Origin of the sequence: Halomonas sp. A020 (assembly GCF_027943625.1) — a bacterium.
Lineage (GTDB): Bacteria > Pseudomonadota > Gammaproteobacteria > Pseudomonadales > Halomonadaceae > Vreelandella > Vreelandella piezotolerans.
Genome location: NZ_AP022850.1, coordinates 639387 through 652570, shown reverse-complemented (window position 1 = coordinate 652570; position 13184 = coordinate 639387). Strand labels below are relative to the sequence as shown.

Genomic DNA, 13184 nt, shown 5'->3' with positions numbered 1-13184 from the left:
TGTCGACGAGCTTGATGCTCGTTGCGCTGGTTAACGTTGCGTGATCTTGTTGATCCTAGGGGGCACCGCGCACTTTTTATGTAAGCCAAAACGGACAAACGTTGTGAGCAATCTCTTAATTTTAGGAGGTGGCGTGATCGGAATGATGACGGCACTTCAGCTAGCGGACGCTGGTCAGCGGGTCACGCTCATCGAGCGCGGAACTTGCGGAAAAGAGGCATCCTGGGCAGGCGGCGGGATCGTTTCGCCGCTCTATCCCTGGCGTTATGGTGAGCCGGTGTCTCAGCTGTCGCGCTGGTCAGAGGGCGCCTATCCCACGCTAGCCCTGCGCTTGTTGGAAGAGACCGGTATCGACCCGGAGTATCGGCAAAAGGGCTTGCTCTACTTGAATGTGGACGATGACGAGGCGGCCTTGCACTGGGCGCGACAACTCGGCAAGCCGCTAGAGCGGGTCAACGCCGATTTCGTTCATCATAAAGAGCCTGAAGCCGCTACTCCCGAAGGCAGTGCGCTCTGGATGCCCACACTAGGCAGCGTGCGCAACCCGCGCTTGGGCCAGGCGCTGCGCGCTCGTTTGGCTGCCCTGTCTCACGTGACGCTGATCGAGGCGTGTCGTGTCGAAGGTTTTCTGCAGCGTCAAGGCCGCGTAGTGGGGGTTGCGACGAGCCGAGGTGACCAGCTAGCAGAGCAGTTCATCGTGTGTGGCGGGGCCTGGAGCGCAAGCGTGCTTGACGGGCTGAACGTGCGATTGCCGGTTCGGCCCGTCAAAGGACAAATGATCGCTTATCAAGCGCCGCCCGGTTTAGTCCAGCGCGTAGTGCTCAAGGATGGTCGCTACGTGATTCCACGTAGCGATGGTTTGCTGCTCGTGGGGTCTACCTTGGAAGAGGCGGGCTTCGATAAAACCACCGATGAAGAGGCGTTGGCATCGCTCAAGCGGAGTGCGGAAAACATTATCCCTGCGTTAGCCGATTGCCCTGTTGCGTACCATTGGGCGGGGCTGCGCCCCGGCTCGCCGGAAGGTATACCGTTCATTGGCGCGCTGCCCGAGTTTCCCAATGTGTTTGTCAATGCCGGGCATTATCGGAATGGCTTGGTGCTGGCGCCTGCTTCGACGCATCTACTGGTCGATCAAGTGCTGGGGCGCAAACCCTTGCTGGACCCAACACCTTACCAGCCAACGGCCGAGCGCTTGGCGTGGCCATGATCGCTAGCGACGATTGTCTTCCTGCTCTTGTAGGAAGCGGTCACGGTGAGCGCTACAGCAGAACCACTGCTCGACGTCACGTAGCGCCTCGTTCTCTGGCACGTGAACGTCGCACCAGCGGCAGCGCACCATGTTGCCGCCTTCGTGGCGCGACGGTGCCTGCTGCTGATGGGCCAGCTTGCGTTGGCGATAGAGTCCGTAAAGCTTCAGGCCTACATAAAACAGCGCGGCAAAGATAATTAGCCGAATGATCAATAGGTTCATCCTCAATGGCTCCCCTGGTGGGAAAAGGCGACGACATGGCATTCGTAACAATGACCTTTGCCACTGAGCACGCCTTGCGGGACAATGCAGCGACTAGGTAGATGCCACCGTATTCTGAAGATTCTCAAGAGATTTTGACGCCCATGCAAGACTTAACGCTGGTAATGGCCCAACTCGACCCGCTGGTCGGCGATATTCCCGGCAACGCCGCGCGTGCCATCGAAGCGGTGCGTGAAGCGAGGATCGAGCATGGGGCGGATATCGTCGTCTTTCCTGAACTGTTTTTATCCGGCTACCCGCCGGAAGATTTACTGTTGCGTCCCTCCATGGAAACCCGCTTGCGTGAGGCGCGCGCCACGATGGCGGAAAAAATCTCCCGCGACGTGCTGGTCATCATTGGTTACCCCGGCGTGCGTGAAGGCAAGTGTTACAACTTGGCGGGGGTGCTCTACAACGGCCAATGGGAGGCGGAGTACGCCAAACAAGCGCTGCCCAATTACCAAGTGTTCGATGAACAGCGCTACTTCACGCCGGGCACCGAGCCGCTGGTGTACGAGCATAAAGGGGCCAAGTTAGGTCTACTGATTTGCGAAGACTTGTGGGAAGGTGTGCCCGTGAAGGCCGCGCGCGAGGCGGGGGCTGAAGTATTGATCAGTTTGAACGCCTCGCCCTATCATCAAGACAAGCCCGCCGAACGGCTGCGCTTGCTAGAACAGCGCGCCCAAGACGAGCAGTTGCCCGTCGTGTACGTCAATACCATCGGTGGCCAGGACGAGTTGGTGTTCGACGGTGGCTCTAGCTGTGTCGATGCCAACGGTCAACTCAAGGTACTGGCGCCCTACTGGCAGGCGGGGCTAATGCCCATTCAGCTCCTGCAAACTAGTGCGAACGTCTGGGAACCCCAGGCTGGCGAAATCGAGCCAGATATGGAACCCGAGGAAAGCCTTTACTGCGCGCTGGTGACCGGCCTGCGTGACTACGTCAACAAGAGCGGTTTCAAAGGCGTGGTGCTGGGGCTTTCTGGCGGCATCGATTCGGCGCTCTCGCTGGCCATTGCGGTGGATGCGCTGGGACCGCAGCGGGTACAAGCGGTCATGATGCCTTACCATTACACTGCGGATATATCCAAGCAGGATGCGGCCGAACAGGCGACCCTGCTGGGCGTTCATTATGACGTGATGCCCATAGAGCCCATGGTCGAAGCCTTCATGGGGACGCTGGCCGAGAGTTTTGCAGGCACCGAGCGCGATACTACCGAAGAGAACCTTCAGTCGCGTTGCCGTGGCGTGCTGCTCATGGCGATCTCCAACAAGAAAGGCCTGATGGTGCTGACCACGGGCAACAAGAGCGAAATGGCCGTCGGCTATGCCACGCTGTATGGCGATATGGTGGGGGGCTACAACGCCATCAAAGATGTCTATAAAACCTGGGTATACCGCCTGGCGCGCTGGCGCAATACCCAGTCGCCGGCCATTCCCGAGCGCGTGATCGAGCGTCCACCCAGCGCCGAACTTGCGCCCGACCAGCAGGATAGCGATTCGCTCCCAGACTACGATGTGTTGGATGCCATTCTGGTCCGCTACATCGAGGGAGACATGAGTGCCGAGGCGATCATTGCTGCAGGCTTCGAGGAAGAGGATGTCTACAAGGTCGTCAAACTGGTGGATCGCTGTGAGTACAAGCGCCGCCAGGCGCCGGTAGGCGTGCGAGTGACCCCGCGGGGCTTCGGGCGAGATCGCCGCTACCCTATCGTCAATGGCTGGCAGCCGGGCGATTGACGTAAGCCCTCAGATGGGGCATCGGCGGCTTACGTGAGCACCGGGGGCGGGGCTAAGCACTGTTTGGCCATCTCTTCTGGCGTCACCGGCCTGCAGAAGTAATAACCCTGGTAAGCGTGGCACTGGTGTTCGTTCAAATATCGCCAGTGCTCCATGGTCTCTACGCCCTCGGCAATGACGTTAAGGCCCAGCGAGCGCCCCATGGCAATAATTGTCTCGACAATGGCCATGTCATCCGCGTCCTGATGAAGGTCGCGCACGAAGGATTGATCGATTTTGATTTGGTCCAGCGGCAAACGCTTCAAATACTGCAAGGAAGAGTAGCCGGTGCCAAAATCGTCCATGGCAAAGCTGATGCCGAGTGCCTTGAGCCGGTGCATGCGGGCGATGGTATCTTCCACCTGACCGATGACCGTGCTCTCGGTGAGCTCGAGTTTCAGCTTATGAGGCGACGCACCGCTAAGTTCCAATGCCTTGGCCACTTCCTCGACGAAGTGTGGCTGCTGAAACTGTTTTGCGCTGACGTTCACGGCCAGCACTAGGTCTTTGGTATGCGCAGCCGCTTCCCACAGGGCGAGCTGTTCGCAGGCGGCATGCAGTACCCAGGTGCCCATGGGAATGATGAGCCCCGTCTCCTCTGCTAGAGGAATGAACGTGCCCGGCGATACGAAGCCTTGTATGGGGTGCTGCCAACGGATGAGTGCTTCGGCACCGATGGCACGCCCTTGGCTATCTACTTGCATTTGATAGACCAGCACGAACTCTTCCCGCTCGATGGCGAGGCGCAGGTCGCGCTCTAGCTCGGTGCGCGTTTCTAACTGGGCTTGAACGGCTGGGTCATAAAAGCGGATCATATTCTGGTCATCACGCTTGGCGAGGTGAACGGCTGAATTAGCGTATTGAAAAAGCTGATCGACGCTATCATCGACGCCTTTGAACAGCACGAGCCCTTGACTGACGTTAAGATACTGGTGATGCCCATCCAAGCAGTAAGGCTGGGTCAGCGCGTGCTGAATCTGCTGCGCCAAGAACTCGGCTTTTTCGGCGGCTTTCAACTTATCGGCATCCAAACCATCCACAATCAGTACGAACTCATCGCCACTCAGGCGGCCCATCGTGCAGCCCTGCTGCTCCAAGGTTTTAAGACGCGTCGCCATCTGTATGAGCAGGTCGTCTCCCGCCCGATGGCCGATGACATCGTTGATACGTTTGAACTCGTCCACGTCCAAATACACCAGCGCGCCGTAAGTGTTGGTTTGACTGTTGGTCTCCAACGAGTGCTGTAGATGCTCTTTCATCAGTCGCCAGTTGGGCAGGTCGGTGAGCGTGTCGTAGTAAGCCAGTTGATGCACTTGGCGCTCTGCTTCTCGTCTCTGCTGCTCGGTATCGCGAAAAGAAAGAAGTGAAAGCGCAATACGCTTTAACGGGCCGCTGTGTTGTTGACTCAACCGTTCGATCGCTTGCAAGTCGGGCAGCGCTCGGCGATTGTCGGACAGCGCCAAAATGGCATCGCCCACCGTGACGAGCCGCTGGTTGATGCGCCATGCGGCCAAAAAAGCGGCACTGATCAGCAGAGCAAAGAGACCCAAGCCCAGCCATAGCGTGGAGTTGCGCGACTGGTTGAGATCGGCGTAAGACTCTCGGTGTCGGTCACTGGCGCGATGGGTAAGCGCCTCGAAAATTTGCTGAGAAAAGAGGTTGAACGTCGTGAAATGACGTTGGGCTTCTTGCAAATAAAAAACGGGATCCCCCTGATTCAGGGTGGCGGCCTCGTTGGCCATGTTGACGAAGCGACGGTATTCATAAAAGGCGCGCTGCAGGGTAGCTGCGCTTTCCTGGCTCAAGTCCAAAATCAGCGGCGAGCTGGACAGCCGATCGACGCTTTCCCCAATACGCGATAGCTCTTGGTTGATACGACCGTACTCCGCGTAGCGCTGCATGGTGTCGAGGTCGGTCGCTTCCGCCCGGCTGAAAACCTCACTCATCCGCTGATGAAGATCTCCCAACTGGCGATCGAAGGTCGCCATTTGTACGAGGGTTTCCAGATCATTGGATTGAAGCCGGTAGTTTTGCAGCGACTGCTCTTTGATCATGTAGGTGGCCAGTCCCAGCAATAGTGCAACCGGCAGAATCACCATCAGGATGGGGAGCAGAAACACCATGAACAAGCTCTGCGAGGGTTTCATCGTCACCTCTGGGAAAGGCAGTGGGCCGTGGCGGACATGCCACGGCCTCTCTAAAAATTAACGGCAGATAAGACGTTTTATTTAGAAGCTTTCCCATTCAAGCTCGGCAGGGGCGCTGGAGCGTGTGGCGGGTAGCGACGGGGCCTTGGGACGAGCATAGCTGCTTGCCGTCGAGGGTGGGTTGGCGCGATGTTGAGCGGCCGGCGCCATCGCCGACTCAGGGAGTTTGAACGCCCCCATGGCGTTTAACAACTGGTGGGCATTCTGACGTAAGTTGTTGGCAGCGGTCGCGCTCTCATTCACCAATGATGCGTTCTGCTGCGTAACTTGGTCCATTTCGGTGACCGCCTGGCCTACTTCCTGAACCCCGGCACTCTGTTCGGCGCTGGCGTTGCTGATCTCTTGCATGATAGTGGTCACGCGCTGGATGGCTTCGACGATCTCTTCAGTGGATTTGCTCGCCTCTTCAGCGCGCTCGTTGCCATGATTGACGCGCTCTAGGTTGCTGCTAATGAGGTTGTTGATCTCGCGTGCGGCGTCGGCACTGCGCTGAGCCAGCTTTCGCACTTCTTCAGCAACGACGGCAAAGCCACGCCCATGTTCGCCTGCCCGCGCCGCCTCGACCGACGCGTTCAAGGCCAGAATATTGGTTTGGAAAGCGATCGAGTCGATGGTCGAAATGATACCTGCTATTTCTTGTGAGCTTTTATTCAGGTCGTTCATGGTGGCGACCACTTGGTGAACTGCGTCCCCGCCGCGCTTCGCCGTTATCGAGGCGCTAGCGGCTTCTTGGCTGGCCTGCTCGGAATTATCGGCGTTTTGCTTTACCGTACTATTAAGCTCTTCCATAGCAGAGGCCGTCTCTGCCAAAGCGCTGGCTTGCTCTTCCGTGCGTGAGGCAAGATCGTTATTGCCTTCTGCAATCTGTTCGCTGTTCGAGGCAACCGCTTCTGCTGACGCGCGCACCTGCGCCACGATCTCCTGCAGATGCTTCGCCATGGCGACCTGCGAGGCCATGATGCTGCGGGTATCGCCTTGTTTCAGCCGACCTTGAGTGGCGAGTTCGCCACGACCAATGGCCTGAGCAAAGGCTTTCACTTCATAGGGCTCAGCGCCGAGTTCTCGCAGCAGTTGACGTGATAGGAAGACCGCAATCAGGCCGCCAATCAGTAGGGCAAAGAGCGTCAATCCGAGCATTTGTAGCTGGAAACCAGAAGCCGTCGCGCGGGCAGATGCGGTGGTAGCGGCGCTATTCTGTGTCTGTAGGTCGATGAACTGATTGATGCGATTGAGCCATTCGGTATAAGCCGGACCTGCTTGCTCCAACAAAAGGGTTTCGGCTTGCTGGTCGTTGCCTACTTCACGAGCAGCGATGACTTGCTCGGTCAAGCGGGTCGTCGTTTCGGCTTGTTCACGAATGCTCGCGAGAATCTGTTGTTCTTCCGGAGAGGCCGTGGAGGTTTGATTGATTTGTGCCATGCCGACGGTGGCTGTTTGGTAAGCCTCCTCTAGCTGGCGTATATCACCTTCCAGCTCGGCCAAACGCCCGCTACCAGCGGTAATTACGATATCGCGCAGGGCAATCGCGCGGTCATGGACGCTGCCCCGCATGTCGACGGCAAATCCTTGCTTTTCACCTTGGACATCGTTGATGACGGTCAAATCACGGTCGATTTGATTGACTTGAAGAATGCCCGCTACGGTCAATAGCACCAAGAGAGCTAACAGAATAGAGAAGCCAATGGCTAGCCGGGTGCTGATTGTCGTTCCAGACAAGCGTTTCATTAGGGAGGTCATCCAGGGTCTCCTAGGCGCCGTGGAGGCGCTTTATTATGTGGTTGCAGGAGAATCATAATGCTCAGTGCTAGTGATGTACAATATTTGTAATGATATTTTGTCTATAATTTGGTTAAGATTTTGTTATTAAACAATTATCTTCTTGTACAAAAAAACCACGCCTAAGCGTGGTTTTTTGTCAGTGAAAAGCAAATGGTGTCAGTCGCTGTTGTCATGCTTTGGCACGAAACGACCACCTCGAAGTTGCTCATGATCCGGTGCATTTTCACGCAGCACGGTGAGAACCTCGCTCGCGCGATCTTCCATCCCTAGCCCCTGGTAGCCCTCGACCATCGTCGCCAGCGCATCGCGAGTCGCGTTGGATTCCGGGTAGTTTTCGATCACCCAGCGGCCTCGCTCGACGGCGGCTAGAAAAGCGCCGCGGCGGAGGTAGTAGTCGGCCACGTGCAGCTCATGGCGTGCTAAGAGCTCACGCAGGTAGACGATACGTTGCTGGGCATCCGGGGCGTACTGGCTCTGTGGGAAGCGCTGAATCAGTTCGCGGAAATCGTTGTAAGCATCGCGCGAGGCTCCCAGATCACGCTTTGAGATGTCGATCAGGCGCAGGCGCTCGAGGCTGAAGCGGCCCGCCTGCCAAGCGGCTAGCCCGCGGAGGTAATAGGCATAGTCGACCTGAGGATGATCGGGATGTAGACGAATGAAGCGGCTGGCAGCCGCCCGCGCCTCTTCCCAGTTGCTGTTTTCGTAGTAGGCGTAAATCAGTTCGAGCTGAGCCTGTTCGGCGTGAGGGCCAAACGGATAACGGGTATCCAGTGCTTCAAGGCGCTCGATAGCAATCGGGAAGCGGTTGCTATCGAGCGCGGTGCGTGCCAGCTCATATAGCTCGCGCTCTTGGACACCCGCAAACTCGTCTTCCTCTTCCGGGGTCGTGTCGTTGCTGGCGCAGCCTGCGAGAAGGGCAAGGCTCAAGGCTAGGGCGCCAAAGCGGTGGGCAGCGGAAAAAACGCGCATCATCATCCTCGTTGCAAACAAGCCTCAATCACCGAAAAGCGACGATGGCCATAAGTAGAAATGGTAGAATAGGTCGCAGTGAGCCCACTATAAAACACCTAGACGCAAAACGCAGGCTTAGCGACACGTCGTAGCGGTGAGTCGCGCATCTCAGGTGGTTCGATTGGGCGGTTAGCGTCTTAGAGAGGTTATTCATGTCTCGTATTGTTGAAGCCACGCAGCGGGTGCCCGCAACGTTAGCTGGTGCGCGCTTGGACCAAGCAGCAGCGGAGTTGTTCAGTGATTACTCCCGCGAGCGTTTGAAAGCGTGGATCAACGCCGGTGAACTCACCGTCGATGGGGTCAAGGTCAAGCCGAAAGCCAAACTGCATGGCCACGAAGTGCTCACGCTCAATGCGACCATCGAGGAGGACACGCGTTTCGAGCCCCAGGACATCGCGCTGGACATCGTCTACGAAGACGAGGACGTCATCGTCATCAATAAGGCGGCGGGCATGGTCGTGCACCCGGCGGCGGGCAACCCGGATGGCACCTTGCTCAATGCCCTGCTGCATCATCACCCGGCGTTGGCCGAAGTGCCCCGGGCAGGCATCGTCCACCGCTTGGATAAAGACACGACCGGCCTGATGATGGTCGCTAAGACCTTGCCCGCGCAAACAGCGCTAGTCGAGCAGTTGCAAGCCCGTACCGTGTCGCGTCAGTACGATGCCATCGTGATCGGTAAGCCCGTGGCGGGTAGCACCATCGATGCGCCGATTGGCAGGCACCCGAAAGACCGCAAGCGCCAGGCCGTGACGGCGTCCGGCAAGCCCGCCGTGACGCATTTTCGCGTGGTCGAGCGTTTTCGTGCTCATACCCACGTGCGCTGCCAGCTAGAAACCGGCCGCACTCACCAGATTCGCGTGCACATGGCCCACGCTCGCTATCCTTTGATTGGCGACCCGCTCTACAGCGGCCGTGCCAAGCTCCCACCGGGGGCCGCTGGGCCGTTGAAAGAGATTTTGCGCGAATTCCCCCGTCAGGCGCTGCATGCCCGAAAGCTCAGCTTCGTGCACCCCGTTAGTGGTGAAACCCTTACTTTTCAAGCCGATCTGCCCGATGATCTACTAATGTTGTTGGACTACCTGCGCGACGATAGCGAGACCATGCGATGAGCGATGCCATAGATCTGCGCCCGACGCTTCTGCTGCCGGACTGGCCAGCGCCCGCCAACGTGCGAGCCTTTGTGACCACGCGTGAAACGGGGCCGAGTCAGAATGACTTTGCGGCGTTCAATCCGGCCGCTCACGTTGGGGACAATGCCGACCATGTTGCACTGTGCCGACGGTTGCTACACAAAGAGATCGGCGATGAACGCCCGCTACTGTGGCTTAACCAAACGCATGGTGCGCGGGTGCAGCAGGAATACCAAAGCAACACACCTGATGCAGATGCAGCGCTTGCCAGCAGCAGCGAGTACGCCTGTGTCGTTCTCACCGCCGACTGTTTGCCAGTGCTGTTTTGCAATCGTCAAGGAACGCAGGTGGCGGTTGCGCATGCGGGCTGGCGTGGGCTGGCCGGTGGCGTGTTGGAAGCCACCATCGCCGCCATGAATTGCGACCCGGACGATATCCTGGTGTGGTTGGGGCCGGCCATCTCGAATGCGCAGTTCGAGGTGGGACCCGAAGTGTATGGCGCTTTCGTGGCTGTACATCCAGACACGGCCGACGCGTTCGACCACAGCCCGTACCGGCTAGGCCACTATATGGCCGATCTGTATCGGCTGGCCCGTTTTCGCCTAGAAGCACTGGGCATCCACCACATTAGCGGCGGACACTTCTGCACCGCCTGCGAATCGCGCTTTTACTCCTATCGCCGTGACAACGGCAACACTGGTCGCATGGCGAGTGTGATCTGGATCAATTAATCGCCACTTGAAATGCGTGGATATGACGCCATCTTACTTGTCAAGCTAATCGTCTTTAGCACGTTCAACGACAGGTCAATGGGCAGCGCCGTGGGTCCAAACGCACGGCATCCCCAGGAGGCACACCATGCGATTCGATAAATTCACCGCCAAATTACAGGCCGCCATTGCCGAGGCGCAGTCCCTCGCCGTGGGCCAAGGCCACAACCAGTTAGATCCCGCGCATCTGCTGCTGGCGCTGATCGATACCAAAGATACCGGCATCAAAGCGCTGATCGAGAAAGCCGACGGCAGCAGTTCACGCCTGCGCGACGGTCTGCAGCGCCTAGTGGATGACCTACCCAAAGTCAGCCAATTCGATGGCGAAGTGCAGCCATCGCGTGACTTCGTCAAACTGATCAATCTCACCGACCGCGAAGCGCAAAAGCGCGGCGATCAATTCATCGCCTCCGAGCTCGTGCTGCTGGCTGCGCTGGAGATGAACAGTGCCATCACCAAGCTGATGAAAGAGGCTGGACTCAGCCATAAAACGTTAGAGGCGGCGATCGACAGCCTGCGTGGTGGTGCTAGGGTAGATGACCCCAATGCCGAAGAGCAGCGGGAGGCGCTCAACAAGTACACGTTGGACCTCACCCAGCGCGCGCTGGACGGCAAGCTCGACCCTGTGATCGGTCGCGACGACGAAATCCGCCGTACGATTCAGGTGTTGCAGCGTCGCACCAAAAACAACCCGGTGCTGATTGGCGAACCTGGTGTAGGTAAAACCGCCATCGTCGAGGGCTTGGCCCAGCGCATCGTCAACGGTGAAGTACCCGAAGGTTTGAAAGAGAAGCGCGTGCTGTCGTTGGATATGGGCGCGCTGCTCGCCGGAGCCAAGTTTCGCGGTGAATTCGAAGAGCGCCTGAAAGCCGTGTTGAAAGAGCTCTCCCAAGAAGAGGGACGAGTGATCCTGTTCATCGATGAGTTGCATACCATGGTGGGCGCTGGAAAGGCCGATGGCGCCATGGATGCTGGCAATATGCTCAAACCAGCGCTGGCACGGGGCGAATTGCATTGCGTGGGGGCGACGACGCTGGATGAGTATCGCAAGTACATCGAGAAAGACGCCGCCCTGGAACGCCGTTTCCAAAAAGTGCTGGTGGACGAGCCTACCGAGGCCGATACCATTGCTATTTTGCGGGGCCTTAAAGAGCGCTACGAGGTGCATCATGGCGTTGATATTACCGACTCTGCGATCATCGCGGCCGCCAAGCTCTCGACGCGCTATATCACCGACCGCCAGTTGCCGGACAAGGCCATCGACCTGATCGATGAAGCCGCCTCGCGGATTCGTATGGAGCTTGACTCCAAGCCTGAAGAGATGGACCGTTTAGACCGTCGTCTCATTCAGCTCAAGATGGAGCGGGAGGCGCTCAAGAAAGAGACCGACGAAGCGACCAAAAAACGCTTGGAGGCGCTCAATCAGCAGATCCACGAGTTAGAGCGTGACTACGCTGACCTAGATGAGATCTGGAAGGCGGAAAAAGCCAGCATTCAAGGCGCCGCGCAGTTCAAAGCGGAGCTCGAGCAAGCGCGTATCGATCTTGAGCAGGCGCGTCGTCAGGGTGATTTGGGCCGCATGTCGGAAATCCAGTACGGCAAGATTCCCGAGCTGGAGAAAAAGATCAGCGAAGCAGGAGAAGGCGAAGCCGATACTGCCAGCCATCAGCTGTTGCGCTCCAACGTCACGGAAGAGGAAATCGCAGAGGTGGTCTCGCGCTGGACGGGCATTCCCGTATCCAAAATGCTGGAGGGCGAGCGGGATAAACTGCTGCGCATGGAAGAGGCCCTGCACGAGCGCGTCATCGGCCAGAACGAGGCGGTCGAGGCCGTCGCCAACGCAGTACGCCGTTCCCGGGCGGGTCTTGCCGACCCCAACCGCCCCAACGGCTCATTCCTGTTTCTCGGTCCAACCGGTGTGGGCAAGACCGAGCTGTGCAAGTCGTTGGCCAACTTCTTGTTCGACACCGAAGAAGCCATGGTGCGCATCGACATGTCGGAATTCATGGAGAAGCATTCCGTGGCCCGCCTGATCGGCGCGCCTCCCGGCTACGTGGGGTACGAAGAGGGCGGCTACTTGACCGAGGCCGTTCGCCGCAAGCCTTACTCGGTGCTGCTGCTGGACGAGGTGGAAAAAGCACACCCGGATGTGTTCAACATTCTGCTGCAAGTGCTGGAAGATGGACGTTTGACCGATGGCCAGGGGCGCACCGTCGACTTTCGTAACACGGTGATCGTCATGACCTCCAACATGGGCTCGGACATCATCCAGCGCATGGGCGGGGATGATAACGACTATGAGCTGATGAAAAATGCGGTGATGGAGGTCGTGGGTAACCATTTTCGCCCTGAGCTGATCAACCGGATCGATGAGGTGGTGGTGTTCCACGCCCTTGGTCAGGAGCAGATTCAGGCCATCGCTGGCATTCAATTGGAGCGCTTGAAGGCACGGCTTGCGGAGCACGATCTGCGTCTGGAATTGAGCGACGATGCCATGGCGCAACTCGCGGTGGTGGGCTTCGACCCTGTGTTTGGGGCACGGCCACTCAAGCGTGCTATTCAGAGCCGTATCGAAAATCCGCTGGCGCAGGATCTGCTCGCAGGCAAGTATCTTCCCGGCACGACCATTCACATCAGTGCAGAAGAAGGAAAGTTGGTGTTTAACTAATCTTACCTTCTCGAAGAGTCGGATTTAGCGCAATGTCGTGCGGATATTGCGCAATGAAATAGGGCAAATGCCCCGTCAGCGTCGCGGACGGGGCATTTTTTTGCGCTGACTGCGACCTTTGTTGCGTTTGGTCGGTTCTGAGGTTGACAGGCTAAGGGTGCTAATGGAATCTTGTGGGTTCCTGATTTGCGGGCGCGGAACCAACGGGCAACCCCTCATCCCCGCGCGAAGGGTAGGCTCACGCCTTTACCCGCCGAAGGACTTCCGGGCTTGGGCTAACCGCCTGACCTGGCCAACGCCCCGACACGGTAAACCGCCGTGTAAGGGA

Annotated in this window: 9 protein-coding genes; 5 read left to right on the top strand and 4 right to left on the bottom strand. The window is 57.9% G+C overall.

Translation table 11 applies throughout. The annotated features are described in order from the left end of the window. Window positions 1-103 precede the first annotated feature (103 nt). A complete protein-coding gene (gene thiO / locus FRH_RS02990) occupies window positions 104-1207 on the top strand; it encodes a glycine oxidase ThiO (protein ID WP_139525690.1) in 1104 nt (367 codons plus the stop codon). 3 nt (window positions 1208-1210) lie between these two features. Here the strand turns inward: thiO and FRH_RS02985 are convergent, their stop codons facing one another. Beyond that, window positions 1211-1471, bottom strand: coding sequence for a PP0621 family protein (locus tag FRH_RS02985; RefSeq protein WP_139525689.1), 261 nt, complete (start codon window positions 1469-1471; stop codon window positions 1211-1213). 143 nt (window positions 1472-1614) lie between these two features. Between FRH_RS02985 and FRH_RS02980 the strand changes: the two genes are divergently transcribed. Next, on the top strand, window positions 1615-3249 hold the full coding sequence (locus tag FRH_RS02980; protein WP_281998146.1) for an NAD+ synthase: 1635 nt from the start codon (window positions 1615-1617) through the stop codon (window positions 3247-3249). A gap of 29 nt (window positions 3250-3278) precedes the next feature. Here FRH_RS02980 and FRH_RS02975 read toward each other — a convergent pair whose 3' ends face one another. The 3 genes from FRH_RS02975 to FRH_RS02965 all read right to left on the bottom strand — a co-directional run bounded on the left by FRH_RS02975 (window position 3279) and on the right by FRH_RS02965 (window position 8243). Continuing rightward, window positions 3279-5435 carry a GGDEF domain-containing phosphodiesterase gene (locus FRH_RS02975; protein ID WP_281997707.1) on the bottom strand — a complete coding sequence of 719 codons (2157 nt, stop codon included), beginning with the start codon at window positions 5433-5435 and terminating at the stop codon, window positions 3279-3281. A gap of 81 nt (window positions 5436-5516) precedes the next feature. Next, window positions 5517-7232 carry a methyl-accepting chemotaxis protein gene (locus tag FRH_RS02970; RefSeq protein ID WP_281997706.1) on the bottom strand — a complete coding sequence of 572 codons (1716 nt, stop codon included), beginning with the start codon at window positions 7230-7232 and terminating at the stop codon, window positions 5517-5519. Window positions 7233-7430: 198 nt separating this feature from the next. Next, window positions 7431-8243: an outer membrane protein assembly factor BamD gene (locus FRH_RS02965; RefSeq protein WP_281997705.1), complete on the bottom strand. Its 813-nt coding sequence runs from the start codon at window positions 8241-8243 to the stop codon at window positions 7431-7433. Between the two features lie 194 nt (window positions 8244-8437). Between FRH_RS02965 and rluD the strand changes: the two genes are divergently transcribed. From rluD to clpB, 3 genes are all read left to right on the top strand, one after another. Beyond that, entirely contained in the window at window positions 8438-9397 is a 960-nt protein-coding gene (rluD, locus tag FRH_RS02960) for a 23S rRNA pseudouridine(1911/1915/1917) synthase RluD (RefSeq protein ID WP_139525685.1), read from the top strand. Then, the gene (gene pgeF, locus FRH_RS02955; RefSeq protein ID WP_139525684.1) at window positions 9394-10149 is read left to right on the top strand and encodes a peptidoglycan editing factor PgeF; all 756 of its coding nucleotides are present in this window, start codon (window positions 9394-9396) and stop codon (window positions 10147-10149) included. The genes rluD and pgeF overlap by 4 nt, the downstream gene beginning before the upstream one ends. Window positions 10150-10276: 127 nt before the next feature. Next, window positions 10277-12856 carry an ATP-dependent chaperone ClpB gene (gene clpB, locus FRH_RS02950; RefSeq protein WP_219861801.1) on the top strand — a complete coding sequence of 860 codons (2580 nt, stop codon included), beginning with the start codon at window positions 10277-10279 and terminating at the stop codon, window positions 12854-12856. Window positions 12857-13184 lie beyond the last annotated feature (328 nt).

Bases quoted from the DNA above. Each gene is read 5' to 3' on its own strand.
- FRH_RS02985 (WP_139525689.1), bottom strand. From the start codon at position 1,471: ATGAACCTATTGATCATTCGGCTAATTATCTTTGCCGCGCTGTTTTAT.
- FRH_RS02980 (WP_281998146.1), top strand. From the start codon at position 1,615: ATGCAAGACTTAACGCTGGTAATGGCCCAACTCGACCCGCTGGTCGGC.
- FRH_RS02975 (WP_281997707.1), bottom strand. From the start codon at position 5,435: ATGAAACCCTCGCAGAGCTTGTTCATGGTGTTTCTGCTCCCCATCCTG.
- FRH_RS02970 (WP_281997706.1), bottom strand. From the start codon at position 7,232: ATGACCTCCCTAATGAAACGCTTGTCTGGAACGACAATCAGCACCCGG.
- FRH_RS02965 (WP_281997705.1), bottom strand. From the start codon at position 8,243: ATGCGCGTTTTTTCCGCTGCCCACCGCTTTGGCGCCCTAGCCTTGAGC.
- rluD (WP_139525685.1), top strand. From the start codon at position 8,438: ATGTCTCGTATTGTTGAAGCCACGCAGCGGGTGCCCGCAACGTTAGCT.
- pgeF (WP_139525684.1), top strand. From the start codon at position 9,394: ATGAGCGATGCCATAGATCTGCGCCCGACGCTTCTGCTGCCGGACTGG.
- clpB (WP_219861801.1), top strand. From the start codon at position 10,277: ATGCGATTCGATAAATTCACCGCCAAATTACAGGCCGCCATTGCCGAG.